The organism is Staphylothermus marinus F1 (assembly GCF_000015945.1).
Taxonomy (GTDB): domain Archaea; phylum Thermoproteota; class Thermoprotei_A; order Sulfolobales; family Desulfurococcaceae; genus Staphylothermus; species Staphylothermus marinus.
Genome location: NC_009033.1, coordinates 832,670 through 851,398, shown reverse-complemented (window position 1 = coordinate 851,398; position 18,729 = coordinate 832,670). Strand labels below are relative to the sequence as shown.

The window sequence follows — 18,729 nt, the reverse complement described above, 5'->3', positions numbered from 1 at the left end:
ATAGGAGAGAGCGCCGGGGCGGGGATTTGAACCCCGGACCACCGGGTGTCTGCCAGGCTATTCTTCGAACCCGTGGGTTAACAGCCCGGCGCTCTACCAGGCTGAGCTACCCCGGCACCCTATCATAGGATTTATAGCATGGAGTTTAATAATTCTTATCTTTGATGCGATGATGAGCATCGGCTCCGTTCGGAGCATGGTGTGAAGAAGTTCCTTGGTGCTGAGTATACCTGGTTAGTTTCGATTATCCCTCACTTACTTATAAGCACACTTTAGGATTTAATGGGTGATATATTGGCGGAAAAATATACTGTTACAGTCACTATTGATTTGAGACTACTTGCTATGCGTTTAAGAGAATCTGGCCGCCGATTTATCCGTGTACACGAAATAGCTTATGAGCTCGGGATCAGCCCTAAAACAGCGGGAAAAATAATGGTAAACCTTGCCCGACTAGGCTACGCTGTTAAATGGAGTGAAGGAGTATATATGCTATTAAATGAGAGAAACAATAAGTATAAAATAATAGATAGAATAGCCGGTAAGGTAAATGAAACCACATACTAAACCAATAATTGTTCTCGAAAATAAACGTCTTTTATGAAACGAGAATTCAAACTATGAATAACTATAAACAAAATACAATGGTTTATCAAAAAGATGAAATTATTTAATCTTTAAAAACCTATGAAGTCCTCAGGTCTCGGAGGCTCTGGTTTTAATCCCTTACGCTCTCTAATCTTCCTAACAAGGTCTAATAGCATTGAGTCCGGAACTGGCGCCCACCTACTGAATTCCTGTCCCCATATCGCTTTGCCGGCTGTTGCTCCACGCAGTTGCTCAGCAAGATCAAATGTTTCAGCAACTGGTATCTCAGCAATTATTCTAGCAACAGCGCCTTGTTGTAGGACTTGCAGGATTTTACCACGTTTCTTCGTGATTATAGTAGTTATATTTCCAAGATACTCCATAGGTGCTTTAATATCTAGTTTCTGTATAGGCTCTAACAATGTTGGCTTAGCAGTTAACATACCAGCATATATAGCGTTGCGAACAGCGGGATATATTTGTCCAGGACCACGGTGTGCCGGGTCTTCATGGATTATAGCATCATGTAATATAACCTTTACTCCACGAACAGGCTCCATAGCTAGTGGCCCTTCTCTCATTGCTAATCTGAATCCTTGAATAATTGTATCCTTAACCTCTCTAAGATGCTGTACACCAGTAGTTAAATCTACGAAGACATTGATGTTTTCATCAATAGCCCATATACGCCTAGCTTGATCAGTGGGCCATCCAGCTTCTTCTCTGAGAACCTTAGCTCTCTGCTTAGGATCCATATCTTCAGTTATAATTCCATCATGAATTAACGATATTGTTTTCTCATCTAAAGGCTCAACACTAATATATAGCTTGTTATGCTTATTAGGTGATTTACCCTCAAATACCCGGCTCTTATCACGAATGCTTTCACGATACACTATGATCGGTTGTGAAGCAATAACATCTAATCCATAGTTTTCTTTTAGAAACGTTAAGGCTATCTCAATATGTAGTGGTCCCATACCACTTAGTAGGTATTCACCTGTTTCCTCATTGATTCGTACAACAAGACTTGGATCCTCAATGCTCAGCTTATGGAGTGCATCAATAAGCTTTGGTAGATCACGTGGATTCTTAGGCTCTATAGCTACAGTAACTACCGGTTCACTAATCATTCTAAGCTTTTCGAAGGGCGTCATCATATCCTTGTACTCAACAGCTACAACAGTTTCTCCAGCACGAGCCTTATCTAATCCTAGCACTGCTGCAATGTTTCCAGCAACTATTTCATCGGCTAATTCACGATAAGGTCCCATATAGAGGCTTACTTGTAGAACTTTCTGTTTCATTCTAGCGTTCACTAACCAGACTTCTTCTCCTGCACGAAGTGTTCCAGAGAATACTCTGCCTGTAGCAACTAATCCTGCATGTGGATCGATCCTTACATCGTTTACGAGCATAACAAGTGGTCCATTAGGATCTGTTTCCAGCATTGCCTTGCCGATTTCAGAGTTTAGGTCGCCATGCCATATCTTAGGCAATCTATACTTCTGGGCTTCACGTGGGTTAGGAATAAACTTTACAACCATATCTAGAACGGCTTCGTGTAGAGGAGCAAGTTTCTGTAGTTCTGGTAAGGCTTCTTTTCCCTTCTTATATAGATCAACTATATCGCTGAACTTTATACCCTTCTGCTTAGCCATTGGAACAGTAAATCCCCATCTATCACGTGCTGATCCAAAAGCTACTTGTCCCTTAGCAGGATCTAGTTGCCATTTTGTCTTGAATTCTTTATCAGCATACATTGCTATTAATTGGTTTACTTCCTTAATTATCTGGACAAATCTCTGCTGTATTTCTTGTGGTGATAATCTTAATTCTTTGATTAATCTATCTACTTTGTTTATGAATAAAACTGGTCTCACACGTTCTTCAAGTGCTGCTCTGAGATACATTTCTGTCTGAGTCATAACACCTTCTACAGCGTCAACAACTAGGATTGCTCCATCAATTACTCTCATTGCACGAGTTGTTTTTGCGGAGAAATCTACGTGTCCAGGAGTGTCTATTAAGTTGATAACATATGGTTTACCCTTGTATTCGTGGTATAGGCTAATGTTTGCTGACTTAACTGTTATTCCTCTTCTCTGCTCAACATCTAGGTAGTCTAGTGCTAGAGCTTCGCCTGCTATTTTCTCTGAAATTATACCTGCTGCTGCCAATAAGCTGTCAGATAATGTTGTTTTGCCGTGGTCTACGTGAGCAGTAATACCTATGTTTCTTACTTGTTCAAGATTTCTCATTATTTTAAGTATTTCCATTGTTTGCTTGTATCGAACCATTTTTGATCAACCCTTATCTTATAAACATGTAGCCAAACATAATTGTTAATCCACATTTATCTTCTCATAAGGGAAATATGGTTAAGGTATTATAAAACTTATTTATTGTTTAATTTCCGGAGTATTCTTTCAAGAATATTTAGTGTTATTTTTAATACATCCTTTGGTTTACCTGTCCCTTCAGCAACACCTGCAGTATCATGGCCGCCGCCGCCTCCTCCCCCTATCATTTTCCCTATGATCGGCATAATATCCTTGCCAAGGCTAATACCTGTTTTCTTAACAAAATCATGTGTTGCTCGGCCAACTACCCGGAGCTTCTCATTGCTTGAAGCAACAAATACAATATCTGCTCCAAGATCAATGATTGCTCTAGCCACGCTTCCCTCAAAAGCTCTAACATGTGTTGTTGCAACAATATATTCTCCAATACGTTTAATACTGAGTCTTTGAGCCCCCTTCAATCTAGCTATTCTTTCAGATATATCCATTCTTTTTTGGAGAGCATTGAATGCCTTTTCATAGTTTCCATTATAGATATTGATAAGTTCATCAATGACTTCAAAAATGTACTTATCTATATATACAAATCTTCGTGAATCATAGAGAATACCAGTTATACATATAGTTGCTTCTAATGGGTTAAACCACCAAATATCTCTCAACATCAGATATATTAGTTCACAATTACTTACAACTCTATAGCTTAAACTAATCATACTATTTCTGATTAGTTGGCCTGGCTGGTGATGATCTATTACAATATAGGGTTTCTCATATACATAATTTATTGTCTGCCCTAATTGGATAGGGCTACTAGTATCTACGATAATATACATGTCTATAAAATTGTTCATCCATTGAAGAATGTATGGATTGATAAAATCAATGTTAATATCGAGATTGTTTAAAACATTCTTTGAGGCAGCATTTAATCCTTCGGGAAGAATAAGGTAAACAGTATTTTTTAGTGATACGAGAAAATTTCTCAATATAAGCATCGAAGAAACAGCGTCTGGATCAGCATTTTTATGTGTTAATATACCGTACACTAGTCCTTTATTACTGAGTAGAAACCTTCTCAGCTTGTTTATATTTTTTAAGTTCTCTTTCAAAAATTCTTCTAGCTTCATTTATGGTGTCCCCCAGGATTTTATTGTAGTTCATAATATCTGTGTATCCAGCCTTAACACCTATGTCTAGGAATAAAGTAATCTTGTCTCCTTCATGCACAGCTTTTACTATTATATCGTATTCGCTTTTAGGTGGAAGAACTTGTTCTAGATACTCTCTTATATGCTTTTCCACATGTTCGGTTATATTTGTCAAATCATCCAGCTTAATTTCTTCTAGGTTAAGGTTTAATATTTTGATACGTGTTTTACGCAACTGTTATCCCATATTTTGCTAGGAGTTCTCTAAGTCTTTTCTCGAGGTCACTTATCTGTTTTTCTAGGATTTCAAGTTGTTTCTTATATTTATCCTTCTTTATTCCCAGTATTTCTTTGCGTTCTTCTAGTTCCTTTATTATTTCATCTCTAGGTTTCTTAACGAGTACATGACCAACCATTTTATATATATCTGTTTCCTGCTCCATTGTTTTAAGTGTATCAAGAATATGATCTATATCTGCTAGTTCTGCCTCAACTAGTTTAAGCTCTGCATCAAGTTTTGCATAGTTTTCTCTTAAAGCTTGATATTGTGTTAGGGTTTGTTGTACTTCTGGTGGGAGTCTCTGTTGACTCATGCTTTAATCACCTCGTTATATACGTGTAATAGCATTGAAATAGTGCTTAAAAAACTATTATGTAGTGCTCTTAGCATGTTTATTCTACTACACTTAATTATAAGTATTAGTTTTGTTAAGTTCTCCTTTGACAACTCTATTATGCAACCTGGAGAAGGAGTCTTTGTTTCGGGATCTAATGCATTATATATCGCATTTACTAGTTTTTCATTCTTGTCAGAAATAACTAGTTCCAGAATAGCTTTCTTAAACATGTATTTTTACACCAATTACACGTATTATGGGTCCGCATGGTTTACCTAGTCTATTTAAAGGTTTGATGATGATGAACTTCTTTGTTTCTTCTAGCTTGATTATAACATCCGCTTTATCACTTATTGTTTCATGGAATATTTTTATGAGAATGTCTGCTAGCTTATAACATTCATCTTTTATGCACGCATTATAGTCTATTGTTATTGTCTCTGGATTATATGCTCTAGATGCATCAGGGTTTTCTCTCGTAAGATTCACTCCTTTAATAATAATTGTCGCTACATGCTTTGTTTTAGGAGGCTTTTCATCTAAATAAACTCTATAAATTTTAATTATTGACGGATTCCCTTTTCTCTCTCCAACAATGAATATATATTGTTTTTTATCTCTATATGCTTCAAGGCCTAGTTCTTCAATAGTTTTCTTTCCTCTGTTTACATGTTTGGAAAAAGGCAGAGTATTTGCTAAGTCTTTTATAAAAGAACGTGTTCTTTGGCTAGGTTTATGTGAAGTAGTTATTAAAACGCCTGGCATATGAAATCATCGATTAAGGATCACTCGCGGATAATGTATTTTCCAAAATATCTGCTGAGCTCTGTTCTGGGAACATATGCTCCTCCAGCCCATTTATTGCCGCATTTTCTACAATACCATATACCTGTACTTAGCCTTTTCACTGTTCCTTTTGCTCCACAGAATGGACATGTATGGGGAGCGTATCTTTTCTCCAATATATCTCTTACTTTTTTACGCAGGGTAGAACCGTATCTTGCACCATATCTTCCAGCTATTCCGACAGCTTTAGTTCTTCTAGCCATTTCTATTCTTCACCTCTTTATCGCGTAAGCATTTATTCTAGACTAGAGTTTTTATGTAGGTATCTGGATTATTTAATACTTCCCTTAATAAACTATGTAGTTCAGATGCTTTTTTCAATGCAATATCTACTAATTGATCAATCATTTTTGGTTTTATACCTTTCATCCCCATTTTCTGTATACCAACAATCCTATTTGTTTCATCGACTGCAAACGTTATTCTTGAATCAACAACTAGTTCTTCCTCAATGTTTGGATCAACTATTATTACATCATCAATAATACCTAGTGTAACAGTTACAACATTTAGATTTAGTGGCAACGGCGCTTCCTTCACGGTTTTATCAATTACTACATTTTCATCCTCTATACTGACAATTCTCGGTATCTTAGTCATGTTTAGTGCTAGCATTGTTGATAACATTCCTGTATCAACTATGTTTCCGTAGTGATCGATTAAGTATAAGTCATTAAATATCAGCCATACCTTCTTACCTGGAATGACAACTAAGTCTTCAAGTCTAATAGCTCTAGGTTCTCTCAGACTCCTATCTATTACTCTAGCAGTTTCAATAGCGTTCTCATCTGGAGGGCCTGGTTCAAAAGTCGGCGAAGCTAGTGGGACAAACTCAGCATGTACCTGTAAAACACCCTCGTTTGGTCTATCACTGTAGGGCGTTCCTATTTCTAGCTTTACACCAGTAATAACAAATGTGTTGCCAAGTTTAACAGCAGCGCTCCCCTCGGCTTTAGGTATAGGGTTCAAGAATACTTCTATAGGTCTATACTCATCTAGTTTTCTACCATCAATTCTTTCTCCTTGCTTCAAAAGTTTCTTAATTGTTTCATGTTTTATCTTGGGAACAATTGGTTGTCTGGTTGGAGTTAAGGACATGGTTTAACACCTTATTCTTCGAGTGCTTTTAAATATTTTTTATGAAGAGTTTCCTTCATGGTCTTATAGATTTGTTCAGCGCCCCATTTAGCTAGATTTAAGGCTTCTCTGAACTCCTCAACAGTTAATACGCCGTTAAGCTGTAATAGTACTATTTCATCTATGCCGGCAGCGTATCCTATTGGCATATCGGCTTCACCATATTCATCTTCTACTTCATCAATATCTAGAACAAGTACTCCATCTACTTTCCCAACGGCGACACCGGCAACTAAATCTCTCATAGGTATACCTGCATCTGCTAAAGCTAGTGATGCAGCTGTTAATCCGGTGGTTCTGGTTCCGCCATCGGCTTGTAATACTTCGATAAACACATCAATTGTTGTTCTAGGATATAGTTCGGAGAAGACTAGTGACTCTAGTGCTTCTCTTATTACTTTTGATAATTCTATTTCTCGACGAGACGGCGCAGGGCTTTTTCTATCACTAGTAGAGAATGGTGCCATATGATACCTACATCTTATCAATGCTCTATCAGGTAATGCTAGATGTCTAGGGTAAACTTCGCGAGGACCATAAACTGCAGCTATAACTTTTGTTCCACCATACTCTACATATGCCGATCCATCAGCATTTTTTAAAACTCCTACATCCATTTTTATGGGTCTTAATTCATTTGGTTTTCGACCATCATGTCTTAATCCATCTTCTCTTATAAGAATGGGTTTCTCCAATTTTTCATCCCTCTCCTCCAAGAGATTTATCTAGGAAAAGCCTTATTTCCTCGGTTAATCCACGCATATGAACTTTATCCTCTATGATTTTTAGGGCTTGGATAAGAATATTTAAGCGATGATTATTTGGGCATCTAGCCCATACCATACCGTTTTGTGCAACAATAATATTGCATCCAGTCTTACTTGTTAATAGATTCAGCATACTTCCTTTCTTACCTATTATTCTTGGGACACGGCTTGGTTTAACCTCTATCACTGTCCCCTCAGTGATTTTGCCTAGACCTTTACCTTTAACTGTTAAGACGGGATCTCTTGTCCTATCAAACACAGCTATTTTTGCCACAATATATTCGCCTATATCCAGGTAATCTCTAAGATTATGTATGATTGGATTGAATCCCTCAATAACTTCTGAACCGTTAAGTATGGCTTTATATGGTGCTCGTATATCTACTATCCAATTTGTTATACCTACCCCGGTAATAAGTCCTATTACTAAATCGTCTTTTTTAGGAAAGTAAACACCTTCAAGTGGAATTACTGAAACAGTCTTATCCGTTATTGACGCTATTCCGAGAACATCTGAGTAGATCCTGTTTCCTGCTATATAAATATGTTTTTCGGGTAGGTATTTAGGAGTAACTTCTCCACTATTCTCAATTATAGCGAGTACGTCGCCAGGCCTCACTATCTGTCGATCTGCAACGAGTATTTTTATATCCATCACTAGTTCACCTCACATATAACACTTTTATATTCGCAGATCCGTGTGTCAATTTATTGATTCTTTCAATGAATTCTTCCTGCATCCCAGCAGGGATCTCGATTTCAACTAGTAGGCTTCCGTCACTTAACCAATTGCTTTTCTTTATCTCTCCAATACTACTTAAAACTTTATATGCCTTCCCACTAAATTGAGGCGGGACTTTTACTGCAATATATGCTTTAGCGATCTTTATAGGTATTATTCTCGCAATTTTAGAAACTATCTCCTCAACTTGTGATTCTGGACTTTTAAAAGGATCAATCGATACTCTAGCTTGTTCCATTGCAAGTTCTATCCGCTTAGGAGGTATTGGAAGCTTAGTCTTAGGATCGATGGCATTTCTAGCGATTAAACTAATAATTTGTCTCCTCTTATTTTCAATAATTTTCCTTCTCTGTTCAGCTGTTAAATGAATTTCTCCACGTTTAATGATCTCTAAGGCAACCTTCTTTATATCATCCGTGCCAAAAACGGCTTTTAAGCTTTCCGGAGAAGCCTTTAATCCTTTCCTAGCATCTTTATAGACATAATCCCCAACTAATAATTCATCAATATTTACAGTTTTTCCCTCCTTAACCTTAAGAGCAAGATCAGGATTTACCAGAATCTCAAACCTATGACCTTTTGCTTCGTATCTTGCAATAACATGTTTTTCAGGCAAAACACTCACCGTTTATTATAATTTATCATTCTAGAAAAATTTATGTCTCCTTGTAAATAGTTCTAAATAGTCTTTTGTTTATTGTATAAAATTTTTAGATGAGTTTACTCTTTTATTTTGCCTTCACTCCTTAATTCTTCGAGATACTTATTTATTTCTTCGGGTGTCATTATTCTAAATTCTTGTTTTTCTATATCAACATATCCTGCCTCAATATTTTCATGGGATACTTTTCCCTCAATAACATTTGCTATAGTTAGTATTCCCAGCTTTATTGTGTCATGTATAGATACGTCATATTTATAATTCTTCTCCAGAAATTCTGTTGCACTACTGCTTTTCTCTCCGATAGCTACTGCGTAGTAGCTTAGATACCTACCACTAGGCTCTGTCATGTATAGCTGTGACCCTTTATCGTCAACGCCGACAAATATAATAGCTACTCCAAAAGGTCTTACACCAGCATGTTGTGTATATGCTTGTTTTATATCACATACTTGCTTAGCTAGATATTCGACAGTTATTCTTTCATCATAGTAGAATCTGTGAAGCAATGCTACTTGACGAGCATAATCAACTAATACTCTACCATCACTAGCTATTCCTGCAAAGCTAGCACCTATATGCTTATCTATCTTGAATATCTTCTGTATAGCTTTATCATCGATTAGTGGAGAAATCTTACGTTTCTCAACAACTACAACAGCGCCCTCACGACTCTTAACACCTAGAGTAGTCCATCCTCTTCTCACTGATTCGAAAGCATATTCAACCTGGTAAATTCTTCCGTCCGGCGAAAATATAGTGATTGCTCTGTCATATGCGGTAGCAGGCGATATACCGAGACCCATTATTTACCACCATAAAACATCATATAACCACTAATAACCGTATAATCAATAGGGAATAATAAGATTATTTGAGAAACATGATTAACCCCATGTATGATGAAGAGTCCGACCCATGACCCATCATAAGGGATGATGACAACTAGTTATCTGAATGTGAATTAGTTAGAAGCTCTTCTATTTTAAAATAAGGTGGTGCGGGGGGTGGGATTTGAACCCACGCAGGCCTACGCCAGCGGATCTCCCCTCGGCGGTTAATATATTGTCCCGCCGGTCTTAAGTCCGCCCCCTTTGACCAGGCTCGGGCACCCCCGCACCATTTATTTTTTGAGACAAGACTGTTTTATAACCATTACTTTTCAACAAAGTTATCAGTTCGTCGCGAGTTCTTCATCTAGTCTATTTTGGAGCGGCTTCATCATCTATTAATAGTTTAATATCGTTATAAGGAGTTATTTTTATTTCTGCAAATCTTTTCTCAGACTATACATGATTTTCCTTGCTTTTTTAAGCGTTCCAGTAGTTTTTAATGGAATTAATAAACAATTATAATTATTGATTTTTTTGATTATTCCGAGAACAGCTAAAGCTTCATCTTTATATATATGAGCTACTCTAAGAACACCTCTCTTAATAGATGGATCGAAATATATGAGCTGAGGGTCTGCTTTGACAAGGGAAATTCTACCAAAGAATTTTTCCCAATATAAACGAATACTTTTCTCTATCGTTGTTTTGTCAATATTAAAATCACTGCTGGATAGAATAGCGAAAACTATGTATCTTTTCCTAATTTTACTTGGTTTACTCATGGCTTCTTTGCTTTTTATATAAACTAGTTTTAGAAGATCAATGTTTTTCTGTAACACGTTTAATCGAAGCATGAGCTTCTTCATTTTCCTCTCGAAAATATACGTTATAATAACGAGTAATGTTGAAAGCATAGATAAGACGATAATTATTAGTAGTAACATCATATTTTAACACCATTAGCAATAATTAATTCTCGAGGATAAGATGTTAAGTAGATTAGGGCTTGTTTAACATTTATGTTGAATAATATTTTAGATAAATATGTCGCTCCAACAGGATTTAATAACTCACTTGCTTTTGTTGCATGACTAGACATTATTAACGGTATGTTTCTTTGAAGAGCTAAGTTTATTCTTCTATAAATCATTGATTGATACTTTCTACTTGCTTTTAAAAAATCATTTAATGGAAACTCTAATGGTTTTGAGAATTGTTTCATCATATTAATCTGTGCCTTATCTATATAGTATAATGAATCCTCATCAATAATTATTGTGTCTACTCTCCCATCATGTGCAGCCATTCTTGCAGCTTCAACACTTAATGGTTTAACAGAAACAATCACTGCTCTATTCTTTATTCCTTGTAGATGTTTTCGAAGTTCGGAGCGTTTATCAGCAGATATTACAACTTTCTTTACAATTACTAGGTCATCTATTTTCTTATATCTAGTATTAAGTTCTTCTACCGCTACACCTATAAAATCGAGTTTTTCTAGAAAATATATTATTTCCTCATTTATCTCCTTAATCCATAGATCAATGAATATTTTTTTCAATTACTTGATCAGCCCCATTTCTCTTAGAAATTCTTTTATTTTCTCAGGTCTTCTAGATCCTTTTAATCTTATTATTAGCTTGATCACATCGTCTGAGTCATGGATAACTATTTTTCCACCGTATGCTTTCTGCTTACTTATTCTCAGGTAAAGCTTGTTTTCTCTACGATCATATCTGAGATCAAATGATACACTTAGTATTGTTTTTTCTGTGTCATCCATCAGGTTGGCTATGTGTTTTAAGACTTGTTCAGCATTACTAGTTATAGTTGTTTTTATGATAGTAATAGGATTGCCATAGTGACCGTGTAGAACTTGTTTGTTAAAAACTATATTATTCCTTATATTGGCTGGTAAAATATTCTTAACTGCGTGTAAGACTTTTTCACAATCCTCTGTTGCGTGGCAGTGTGTGAGAATAGTGATTTCTCTAACATTTATCATTTTACCTACTCTTCAGCTTTTTTCAATACTATTTGCCAGGGTTCTCTGGCTCCGCGGCTAGCTTCATGTCTCTTCTTCAATAATCTTTCTTTTTGTTTTCTCTTCCACTTATACTTGATAGTGTACTTTAATCCACGGCTCTTCCTTAGGCCACGCATCTTTTTACCAGCACTAGTTAATCCACGGAACACTCTTCTTCTGTGTTGTTTTTCACAGATCCATTTTATATCCGGATCATTACATATTGCTGGATGATGGGGATCTACAAGTATTACCTCGTACCATTTATAGTTTCCATCCTCTCCTACATAGTAACTATTAAGAACTTCTAAGTTAGGATACTTCCTAGCAGCTCTTTCCTCCGCTATTAATCTTAAACTTTTACTTGGAGCAAACCCGTAAATACCCATTCTCTTGGGGCGTCGACCCTTATTCGGCCTCTGTTTTCGTAATCCACCCTTCCTAACACGTACACGTACAATTATGAATCCCTGCTTAGCTTTATATCCTAGTGCTCTCGCTCTATCAAGTCTTGTTGGTTTCTCTATTCTTATTATTGCAGGTTCTCTCCTCCACTTAATCAGTCTTTGACGCATCAGTGTTAGCATATCCCCCTCATATGGCCGCTTCCACAGTTGAGCTATATAATGGTACATTCCCTTAACCATTTCCATAACACCTTGTTAATGCTAGGCATTTATGATTATATTCTGGGTTTATAAAACTTGAACATTTATAGTATCATATATGTATTATCCATAATAACAGTTTTATCAACAACTAGGTACTTATAACGTTTGTGTGATTAATATGCCACCTCCAGAAAAACTTATCGGTATAATTGGGAAAACAAACGTTGGTAAATCAACTCTTTTCGCAGCACTTACACTTGCACCTGTAGCAATAGCTAATCACCCATTCACAACTATTAAACCAAACATAGGCGTCGGCTATGTACGGAAGAAATGTGTTCATGTAGAACTGGGCTTAGAAAAATGCGATCCAAGAACAGGTATGTGTATAAAAGGTAATAGATTCATACCCGTAAAAATAATGGATGTAGCAGGGCTCATTCCCGGAGCTAGTCAGGGAAGAGGATTGGGTAATAAGTTCATGGATGATTTGAGACAAGCTGATATATTAATACACGTAGTTGATGCATCAGGCTCCACGGGACCAGATGGAACACCTGCTAAGCCTGGAACATATGATCCTGTTGAGGAAGCTAAGCTTATCCAGAAAGAAGTTGATGAATGGTTCGTGTCGGTAGTTAGAAGAGTTTGGGAGAATAAAATAAGTAGGCAAATATACCTTGTAAATAATCCTATAGAATATATCACTCAAAACCTATCAGGTTTAAGCATCAATAAGAACCACGTAATTGAAGCCATAAGACTTGCAGGACTTGAAGATAAACACCCGAAGAAATGGAGTAGTGATGATATTAGAGAATTTGCGTTAATGCTGAGAAGAGTAAGTAAACCTATATTAATAGCTGCTAACAAGGCAGATCTTCCAACTGCAGAAGATAATATTAAGCGTCTAATCAAAGAGTTTGGAAAAGAAAATGTTGTACCTGTAAGTGCACTAGCCGAATATATTCTCCGGAAAGCAGCTCAAAAAGGATTAATAGAGTACTTGCCTGGAGATAATGATTTCAAAATAATAGATAGCAGTAGATTATCAAAAGAACAACTACACGCACTAGAACTTGTACGTAGAAAAATGCTAGCAAAATATGGAAGCACAGGGGTCCAAGAACTACTGAATAAAGCTGTATTCAATGTTTTGAAACTAATTGTTGTGTACCCAGTGGAGGATCATAACAAATACACTGATCATTATGGAAACATTCTTCCAGACGCATATCTCGTACCAGAAGGCACTACTGCTAAGGAGTTAGCATATATGATACACACCGATCTAGGCAAAACATTTCTTTACGCGATAAATGCTAAGACCAAGGAGAAAGTTGGCGAAACATATGTTCTCAGAGACAATGATGTAATCAAGATTGTTGCGGCTGCTGCTCGGAGATAATTCTTGAAAGTTTCTTCCAATATTCCACAGCTTTCTTGTAATAGTAATTGTCTTCCTTATGTGAACCAAAGAATTCTAGCCCCTTCTCCTTCAGTATTTGCCTAAGCTCATTTGCTTCATTACTATTTATTTCACCATGTTTTTCTAGGTAATCCAGAACCTCTAATGCTTCCTCAACTGTTTTGCATCTTCTAATATAATCTATTGGTCCTGGAATATAGCCTCTCCAAGGATCGGGAAATGGTTTTTCAATAGTTAAGTTTAGATCTTGGCTTTTCTCTTCCCCTAAAACCTCCTTAGCAAGATGTGGATATTTTTTCTTGAACTCTTCTATCTTTATCTTCATTTCTATTTGATCACCAAATAATTATTTTTGCTACTCGTTTATTCCTCATTTTTCATTTTCTTTAAGGTTCTCTATATACCCTATCCCCATCCATCTATAGAAGCTTCTAGGGGGTATATCCTTGTATACAATTGCGCCGGGAGCAATCCATGAATAAGAACCTATTTTTACGCCGGGCATTAATGAGACGTTTATACCTGTCTTTACATATGCACCTACAATTGCTCCAAGCTTTCTTCTACCACTAGATTCCCTTCTCCCCTTAATATTCATCTTAACAGGTTTATCATCAAATCTTAAATTAGCTGTAATCGTGCCAGCACCAAAGTTTACGTTTTCACAAATTATACTATCTCCAACATAGCTTAGATGACTAATATGTACCTTTTCCATTATGAGACTTGATTTAACTTCTACGGAGAAACCTATTTTTGATCCATCGCATATTACGCTGTATGGTCTTATATACGCGTTTGGACCTATAACAGTGTTTTTACCTATATAAACAGGTCCTTCAATATATGTTCCTGACTTAACAATTGTACCTTCTCCAACAAATACCCTACCATGCACATGGGCTCCCGGCTCTATTGAACCAATTATTTTAGTTGATATATTCTCTAATGCCATCTTGTTCGCATCTAGTAAATGCCAAGGCTTACCTATGTCGATCCATTTTCCTTTAGATAGTTGATAAACCTTTATCTCAACACCGTTTCTAGCCATTGATGAAAGTATGTCTGTGAATTCAAGTTCCCCTCTAGGACTCAATTCTATATCGCTATGTTTAAGTATATCTCTAGCATCCAAGAAATATAGTCCAGCATTGATCAAGTTAGATGGGGGAATAGCTGGTTTCTCGATTATTCCCTTGAACGAATTATATTCATCAACAACTATTACTCCATAATCACTAGGATTATCAACTTCAACACCCACTATGAAATCTTTTCTTGTTAAAACCAGTTGTTTCAACTCATTCCAGTCTTTAAGAAAAATATCACCATAAATAATCAATATTTTCCCATCAATACCTCTTTTTCTAATCGCTTTTAGTATAGCATCTCCTGTACCAAGCTCTTCTCCCTGGTCAAGAAGGGTTATTTTAAACGGCATATTCAATTTTCCAACAAACTGTTCAACTTGTTCTTTTAAATAACTAACAACTATTACAACCTCATCTACTTCATTAATCCCCGCTAATGCTTCTAGTTGCCATTGAAGAAGCGGTTTACATAGAACAGGTATGAGAGGCTTAGGTCTAGTCTCAGTGATTGGTCTAAGCCTTAACCCTTTACCTGCTGCTAGAATTATTGCCTTCATCATTCATCAACCTATACTTACTATATATTGTTGTTGCCAAAGCTATTAAGCCCGCTGCTGCAGCATAATCCGTAGATAATGTAATACCGGGCGCAATATCCACCACTAAATCAGCATATCTATATATTCCAACAGGTATACCTGTTCTGGAGCCAAACAACAAGTTTACACGCTTCTTAGATTTAATAACAAGCTCTGCCAATTCTTCTTCAACATCACCAATATATTTCCCCTCAGGCTCAAAAACAATTATCACCTCATTACTTCTATCCCTAACAAGTTGATGCAAATCCATTAAATATACTGGGACTTTATGAACTCTTCGATGATAAGCTTTACTCTGCACTCTATATCTAGACTCTATACCTTCAACCACACTCTCGATGAATAGAGCTAATGGATAGGCTTCAACTATTCCAACGGGAGCTATCACTAGTTCTCTTACTTCAAAATTCTGTATCTCCCTCCCAATTCTTTTCCCCATAACTATTACGGAGTCTAATGGTCCTAGGTAAGGGGTTCAGGTTTGGTAGACCAAAGGCTACTAATGCCTATGAAGGTCTACCAAACCCTTGGTGTACATCAACCTCAGCCTCCTCGGGGTTCATCAGGGGTATATCATCGGTCTCGCACCCTTTCAGGGTAACCCCACTCCCTCTCCTCATCCACACCTTCAACCGAGGGATCATCCTCCTAATCACCACACGGTAGAAGGTGCTTGGAGAGGGAGGAAAACCCCACATCCTTAGATATAGATTTATTGAAGCATTAAGCTGTCTGTTTATTTTCAGACCACACTTACCACACGTCAAAACCTGTCCCTTTCGGTGCTTCATTCTTCCACCACATCTGGGACAGGTTTTTGTTGAGTTCCGGGGATTAAGTAGCTTAACGCTTGCTTTGTAGCTCATTAAAGATATTATTTGCTTCCAGTTCTGTCTTGAGATTACTCTGTTGTGAGTTTTCCTCTTGCTGAACATCCCATACTTCTCCAAATCTTCGAATCCATGTTCGTAATCCTTGAATTCTCTTGCAATTCCTGTCGTCAACTTGTGCAGGGAATCTCTAACCCTATTTCTATGTCTTCTGGAATATTTCTCCATAAGCTTTCTTGCCGTCTTCGACTTTCTCTTCACCAGTCTCTGAATCTTCCTCCTCAGGTTCTCATAGGTTATATGTAACGTGTAGAGAGGTTTTAGATCAACTCTAACCCAACCTCTATCGCAGAACCCGTCCATGCTGAGTAAGTTCATGTCCCATGCAATCTTCTTCTTAGGTTTCTCTCTAACTACCTTCTTGAAAGTTACGATCAGTTCATTCTCCTTTAGAATCAATTCTCCAAGATCACAGCCTTTGACTCTCTTCCTGAACCATGCTCTTGATAGATCAAAATCGAGGCTGAGCTTGTATGGCTTTACAGTTACTCTTATTCTCCAGTCTCTAAACGTGTAAAGGGTTTCTTTAACTCTAGCGAACTTTCTTCTTATAACTGGTTTATTCCTACCTCTCCTCCCTTTGAGATAGTTTCTTCTCCACGAGTTCAGAATGGAGTAAGCTGTTTTGATTGCGGAGTCCACGTAGTGGGAAGCGTAGTTCCAGTTTTGGAGCAAGTAGTTTCTTAATTCTCGTTTAAACTTTCTGGATTTGGGGATTATTGGGATCAGCCTTTTACCTTTTCTCCTCCACTCAATACCCTCCCAAATAGTGTCTATTGCTCTCTGCAAAAGACACCTGTAGCTATTCAGAAACTCACTTACATCGTAGTTATGCTTAACCCTGTAGCTAAGGATCACGTATGAGCTTCTTTGCACCTTCAACCACCTTTCTGTACTTATGACTCCTTGATTCCATACAGTTTTCCAGCGAAGTGAGAAATTATCGTGATTAAATCCTCCACAAGCTCTTCCTGCGCTGTCTTCTCCTTCTCATTTATTACTACTATCTCGGTTCCATAGCTCTTGAAAAACTCCTCCAACGTCTTAAACCCCAACCTCGTCAACCTATCTGGATAAGCGACGATGACCTTTTTATTTCAACATATACTATAATATCTGGGTAACGGAGATTAACTGATGCTCCAGTGTATTTTCTAATACAATCACCGACTATTACATTTACATCAATACTTGTAAATCCGTGTTTTCCCCTTCTAGTTGTTTTTACTGCAAAAGATTTTTTCTCATCAATTTTCTCAGTTACAACATCTCTTATTTCTTCACAGATCACATTTGGATCAGCAATTGTAGCTTTATCTATTGGTATAATCTTTTCTGCTTCAACAACGTTCCTAGCTATTTGCTCAACTAGTTCGTCTCTTGAAAATCTACCATTTTTGACAAGTACTAATCCCTTAAAATTCATTGGTTCGGGTAAAACCTTCGCTTCAGGATCTAATTCCTGTATCCTTGTTGCTACAATTTTTTCGAATCCGAGACTTGTTTTAATAAGTATGTTATATTGCATCAACGCATCATGGTTAATCAAAAACTATCACCGTTTCCTATAATCTGATATCGCCAAGAATCCATTATTAACTATGACTTATCTAAGCATAGATATACAAATATGTCGAATATATTAGGCAAGTATATTAAATAGATCAATAGAAACTTGTCCCAGTATATCTTAGATTAAACAAATAATTAATTAAAACGAATTAAGCATTTTTATTTTGCTTCATATTTAATTAATTACCTTCCCAACTGAAGCGGTGATATAACTACTGCTGGTTTTGGTCCTTCTGGTGTAGGTATCATTAACAATTTCGATTTGTATACTTCAACTTTTCTAATAGGATAAATCTTTCTAGCACGTTCCGCTATAACGGCACTCATTTTACCAAATACCATTTCATGTATTAATTCATCAAGTGTTAGTTGCGGAACTCTCTCCTTAACATATTCCTCCATTATTTTCCTAATCGCTCTTTTCTGGCTTGTTTTACATCTATAACTCGTTAAAGCTATAATAGTTAGTCTTAAATGGTAACCATCTTTTGTTACTACATTAAATATTCCCTGGATTTTACTGCTTTTCCTCCTTATTAAACTCTTTATGTAATCTCTGGATAACTCATGGCCTTTGAATCTGGTTATAGCTTTATTTTCCTTAACATCTATTATTTGGAAATACAATCTTACATGGACCTGTGTAATATCACCAGTAATATCATAAAGAGTTGTCTCCATAACTCTTCCTATGAGTTTTAATGGATCATCAGCTGGTGTTGTGCCAATAACTATGTTTCCAAATACTGGAGGTGCTATGACCTCATACCATTTCTTAAGCTTCCATTTATCTCGGACAGCATATTTTCTTCTCGCTGGCATAAAGCTATACCTCTAGTATTAGATTCCTTATCTAAGTCCAT

The 18,729-nt window shown here is 36.8% G+C and carries 24 protein-coding genes, 2 tRNA genes and 1 pseudogene; 2 read left to right on the top strand and 25 right to left on the bottom strand.

Annotation, left to right across the window (positions count from 1 at the left end):
- Positions 1–11 precede the first annotated feature (11 nt).
- Positions 12–116 (bottom strand) — tRNA-Asn (locus tag SMAR_RS04475).
- Positions 117–294: 178 nt separating this feature from the next.
- Between SMAR_RS04475 and SMAR_RS04470 the strand changes: the two genes are divergently transcribed.
- Entirely contained in the window at positions 295–567 is a 273-nt protein-coding gene (locus tag SMAR_RS04470; RefSeq protein ID WP_244372316.1) for a hypothetical protein, read from the top strand.
- 110 nt (positions 568–677) lie between these two features.
- On the opposite strand, the gene SMAR_RS04465 is transcribed toward SMAR_RS04470, so the two are convergent.
- The 17 genes from SMAR_RS04465 to SMAR_RS04385 all read right to left on the bottom strand — a co-directional run bounded on the left by SMAR_RS04465 (position 678) and on the right by SMAR_RS04385 (position 12,318).
- Positions 678–2,888 (bottom strand): elongation factor EF-2, encoded by a 2,211-nt coding sequence (locus SMAR_RS04465; protein ID WP_011839157.1) that lies wholly within the window; start codon positions 2,886–2,888, stop codon positions 678–680.
- A 98-nt stretch (positions 2,889–2,986) separates the two neighbouring features.
- Positions 2,987–4,021 (bottom strand): DHH family phosphoesterase, encoded by a 1,035-nt coding sequence (locus tag SMAR_RS04460; protein ID WP_011839156.1) that lies wholly within the window; start codon positions 4,019–4,021, stop codon positions 2,987–2,989.
- Positions 3,951–4,277, bottom strand: coding sequence for a hypothetical protein (locus tag SMAR_RS04455; RefSeq protein ID WP_052833831.1), 327 nt, complete (start codon positions 4,275–4,277; stop codon positions 3,951–3,953). Before SMAR_RS04455 ends, SMAR_RS04460 begins: the two co-directional genes overlap by 71 nt.
- Positions 4,270–4,635 carry a prefoldin subunit beta gene (locus SMAR_RS04450; RefSeq protein ID WP_011839155.1) on the bottom strand — a complete coding sequence of 122 codons (366 nt, stop codon included), beginning with the start codon at positions 4,633–4,635 and terminating at the stop codon, positions 4,270–4,272. Before SMAR_RS04450 ends, SMAR_RS04455 begins: the two co-directional genes overlap by 8 nt.
- Entirely contained in the window at positions 4,632–4,889 is a 258-nt protein-coding gene (locus tag SMAR_RS04445; protein ID WP_011839154.1) for a KEOPS complex subunit Pcc1, read from the bottom strand. Before SMAR_RS04445 ends, SMAR_RS04450 begins: the two co-directional genes overlap by 4 nt.
- Positions 4,882–5,424, bottom strand: coding sequence for a Brix domain-containing protein (locus SMAR_RS04440; protein ID WP_011839153.1), 543 nt, complete (start codon positions 5,422–5,424; stop codon positions 4,882–4,884). The genes SMAR_RS04445 and SMAR_RS04440 overlap by 8 nt, the downstream gene beginning before the upstream one ends.
- Positions 5,425–5,444: 20 nt before the next feature.
- Positions 5,445–5,708, bottom strand: a complete 264-nt coding sequence (locus SMAR_RS04435; protein WP_011839152.1) for a 50S ribosomal protein L37ae — start codon at positions 5,706–5,708, stop codon at positions 5,445–5,447.
- Between the two features lie 37 nt (positions 5,709–5,745).
- The gene (gene rrp42 / locus SMAR_RS04430; RefSeq protein ID WP_011839151.1) at positions 5,746–6,603 is read right to left on the bottom strand and encodes an exosome complex protein Rrp42; all 858 of its coding nucleotides are present in this window, start codon (positions 6,601–6,603) and stop codon (positions 5,746–5,748) included.
- A gap of 11 nt (positions 6,604–6,614) precedes the next feature.
- Complete coding sequence (gene rrp41, locus SMAR_RS04425) at positions 6,615–7,337, bottom strand: exosome complex exonuclease Rrp41 (RefSeq protein ID WP_011839150.1); 723 nt, start codon at positions 7,335–7,337, stop codon at positions 6,615–6,617.
- Positions 7,338–7,341: 4 nt separating this feature from the next.
- The gene (gene rrp4, locus SMAR_RS04420) at positions 7,342–8,064 is read right to left on the bottom strand and encodes an exosome complex RNA-binding protein Rrp4 (RefSeq protein WP_011839149.1); all 723 of its coding nucleotides are present in this window, start codon (positions 8,062–8,064) and stop codon (positions 7,342–7,344) included.
- A 7-nt stretch (positions 8,065–8,071) separates the two neighbouring features.
- Positions 8,072–8,767 (bottom strand): ribosome assembly factor SBDS, encoded by a 696-nt coding sequence (locus SMAR_RS04415; RefSeq protein WP_011839148.1) that lies wholly within the window; start codon positions 8,765–8,767, stop codon positions 8,072–8,074.
- 104 nt (positions 8,768–8,871) lie between these two features.
- Positions 8,872–9,618, bottom strand: a complete 747-nt coding sequence (gene psmA / locus SMAR_RS04410; protein ID WP_011839147.1) for an archaeal proteasome endopeptidase complex subunit alpha — start codon at positions 9,616–9,618, stop codon at positions 8,872–8,874.
- Positions 9,619–9,808: 190 nt separating this feature from the next.
- Positions 9,809–9,930, bottom strand: a tRNA-Leu gene (locus SMAR_RS04405).
- Between the two features lie 143 nt (positions 9,931–10,073).
- On the bottom strand, positions 10,074–10,592 hold the full coding sequence (locus SMAR_RS04400) for an Rpp14/Pop5 family protein (RefSeq protein ID WP_011839146.1): 519 nt from the start codon (positions 10,590–10,592) through the stop codon (positions 10,074–10,076).
- Positions 10,589–11,206 carry an RNase P subunit p30 family protein gene (locus SMAR_RS04395; protein ID WP_011839145.1) on the bottom strand — a complete coding sequence of 206 codons (618 nt, stop codon included), beginning with the start codon at positions 11,204–11,206 and terminating at the stop codon, positions 10,589–10,591. Before SMAR_RS04395 ends, SMAR_RS04400 begins: the two co-directional genes overlap by 4 nt.
- Complete coding sequence (locus SMAR_RS04390; RefSeq protein WP_011839144.1) at positions 11,207–11,650, bottom strand: RNA-binding domain-containing protein; 444 nt, start codon at positions 11,648–11,650, stop codon at positions 11,207–11,209.
- A 5-nt stretch (positions 11,651–11,655) separates the two neighbouring features.
- On the bottom strand, positions 11,656–12,318 hold the full coding sequence (locus tag SMAR_RS04385; RefSeq protein ID WP_011839143.1) for a 50S ribosomal protein L15e: 663 nt from the start codon (positions 12,316–12,318) through the stop codon (positions 11,656–11,658).
- A gap of 142 nt (positions 12,319–12,460) precedes the next feature.
- Between SMAR_RS04385 and SMAR_RS04380 the strand changes: the two genes are divergently transcribed.
- Complete coding sequence (locus SMAR_RS04380) at positions 12,461–13,690, top strand: redox-regulated ATPase YchF (protein ID WP_011839142.1); 1,230 nt, start codon at positions 12,461–12,463, stop codon at positions 13,688–13,690.
- On the opposite strand, the gene SMAR_RS04375 is transcribed toward SMAR_RS04380, so the two are convergent.
- The 7 genes and pseudogenes from SMAR_RS04375 to SMAR_RS04345 all read right to left on the bottom strand — a co-directional run bounded on the left by SMAR_RS04375 (position 13,659) and on the right by SMAR_RS04345 (position 18,688).
- Positions 13,659–14,036 carry a DUF2095 family protein gene (locus SMAR_RS04375; protein ID WP_011839141.1) on the bottom strand — a complete coding sequence of 126 codons (378 nt, stop codon included), beginning with the start codon at positions 14,034–14,036 and terminating at the stop codon, positions 13,659–13,661. The two genes, SMAR_RS04380 and SMAR_RS04375, sit on opposite strands and share 32 nt — an antisense overlap.
- A 45-nt stretch (positions 14,037–14,081) precedes the next feature.
- The gene (gene glmU / locus SMAR_RS04370; RefSeq protein ID WP_052833830.1) at positions 14,082–15,359 is read right to left on the bottom strand and encodes a bifunctional sugar-1-phosphate nucleotidylyltransferase/acetyltransferase; all 1,278 of its coding nucleotides are present in this window, start codon (positions 15,357–15,359) and stop codon (positions 14,082–14,084) included.
- A complete protein-coding gene (locus tag SMAR_RS04365) occupies positions 15,331–15,843 on the bottom strand; it encodes an SPOUT family RNA methylase (RefSeq protein WP_052833829.1) in 513 nt (170 codons plus the stop codon). The genes glmU and SMAR_RS04365 overlap by 29 nt, the downstream gene beginning before the upstream one ends.
- Positions 15,844–15,910: 67 nt before the next feature.
- Positions 15,911–17,152 carry an RNA-guided endonuclease TnpB family protein gene (locus SMAR_RS04360; protein WP_280097289.1) on the bottom strand — a complete coding sequence of 414 codons (1,242 nt, stop codon included), beginning with the start codon at positions 17,150–17,152 and terminating at the stop codon, positions 15,911–15,913.
- A pseudogene (locus SMAR_RS04355) lies at positions 17,142–17,385 on the bottom strand (recombinase family protein); the annotation flags it as partial. The pseudogene SMAR_RS04355 and the gene SMAR_RS04360, both read right to left, overlap by 11 nt.
- On the bottom strand, positions 17,355–17,720 hold the full coding sequence (locus tag SMAR_RS04350; protein ID WP_244372504.1) for a THUMP domain-containing protein: 366 nt from the start codon (positions 17,718–17,720) through the stop codon (positions 17,355–17,357). The pseudogene SMAR_RS04355 and the gene SMAR_RS04350, both read right to left, overlap by 31 nt.
- A 329-nt stretch (positions 17,721–18,049) precedes the next feature.
- Positions 18,050–18,688, bottom strand: a complete 639-nt coding sequence (locus tag SMAR_RS04345) for a 30S ribosomal protein S3ae (protein ID WP_011839136.1) — start codon at positions 18,686–18,688, stop codon at positions 18,050–18,052.
- Positions 18,689–18,729: the final 41 nt, after the last annotated feature.

What these genes read in the sequence shown, in the direction of transcription:
- SMAR_RS04350 (WP_244372504.1), bottom strand. Translation starts at nt 17,720, where the DNA reads ATGAATTTTAAGGGATTAGTACTTGTCAAAAATGGTAGATTTTCAAGA.
- SMAR_RS04345 (WP_011839136.1), bottom strand. Translation starts at nt 18,688, where the DNA reads ATGCCAGCGAGAAGAAAATATGCTGTCCGAGATAAATGGAAGCTTAAG.
- SMAR_RS04465 (WP_011839157.1), bottom strand. Translation starts at nt 2,888, where the DNA reads ATGGTTCGATACAAGCAAACAATGGAAATACTTAAAATAATGAGAAAT.
- rrp42 (WP_011839151.1), bottom strand. Translation starts at nt 6,603, where the DNA reads ATGTCCTTAACTCCAACCAGACAACCAATTGTTCCCAAGATAAAACAT.
- SMAR_RS04445 (WP_011839154.1), bottom strand. Translation starts at nt 4,889, where the DNA reads ATGTTTAAGAAAGCTATTCTGGAACTAGTTATTTCTGACAAGAATGAA.
- SMAR_RS04365 (WP_052833829.1), bottom strand. Translation starts at nt 15,843, where the DNA reads ATGGGGAAAAGAATTGGGAGGGAGATACAGAATTTTGAAGTAAGAGAA.
- SMAR_RS04375 (WP_011839141.1), bottom strand. Translation starts at nt 14,036, where the DNA reads ATGAAGATAAAGATAGAAGAGTTCAAGAAAAAATATCCACATCTTGCT.
- SMAR_RS04435 (WP_011839152.1), bottom strand. Translation starts at nt 5,708, where the DNA reads ATGGCTAGAAGAACTAAAGCTGTCGGAATAGCTGGAAGATATGGTGCA.
- SMAR_RS04440 (WP_011839153.1), bottom strand. Translation starts at nt 5,424, where the DNA reads ATGCCAGGCGTTTTAATAACTACTTCACATAAACCTAGCCAAAGAACA.
- SMAR_RS04380 (WP_011839142.1), top strand. Translation starts at nt 12,461, where the DNA reads ATGCCACCTCCAGAAAAACTTATCGGTATAATTGGGAAAACAAACGTT.
- rrp4 (WP_011839149.1), bottom strand. Translation starts at nt 8,064, where the DNA reads ATGGATATAAAAATACTCGTTGCAGATCGACAGATAGTGAGGCCTGGC.
- SMAR_RS04400 (WP_011839146.1), bottom strand. Translation starts at nt 10,592, where the DNA reads ATGATGTTACTACTAATAATTATCGTCTTATCTATGCTTTCAACATTA.
- glmU (WP_052833830.1), bottom strand. Translation starts at nt 15,359, where the DNA reads ATGAAGGCAATAATTCTAGCAGCAGGTAAAGGGTTAAGGCTTAGACCA.
- SMAR_RS04390 (WP_011839144.1), bottom strand. Translation starts at nt 11,650, where the DNA reads ATGATAAATGTTAGAGAAATCACTATTCTCACACACTGCCACGCAACA.
- psmA (WP_011839147.1), bottom strand. Translation starts at nt 9,618, where the DNA reads ATGGGTCTCGGTATATCGCCTGCTACCGCATATGACAGAGCAATCACT.
- SMAR_RS04460 (WP_011839156.1), bottom strand. Translation starts at nt 4,021, where the DNA reads ATGAAGCTAGAAGAATTTTTGAAAGAGAACTTAAAAAATATAAACAAG.
- SMAR_RS04450 (WP_011839155.1), bottom strand. Translation starts at nt 4,635, where the DNA reads ATGAGTCAACAGAGACTCCCACCAGAAGTACAACAAACCCTAACACAA.
- SMAR_RS04385 (WP_011839143.1), bottom strand. Translation starts at nt 12,318, where the DNA reads ATGGTTAAGGGAATGTACCATTATATAGCTCAACTGTGGAAGCGGCCA.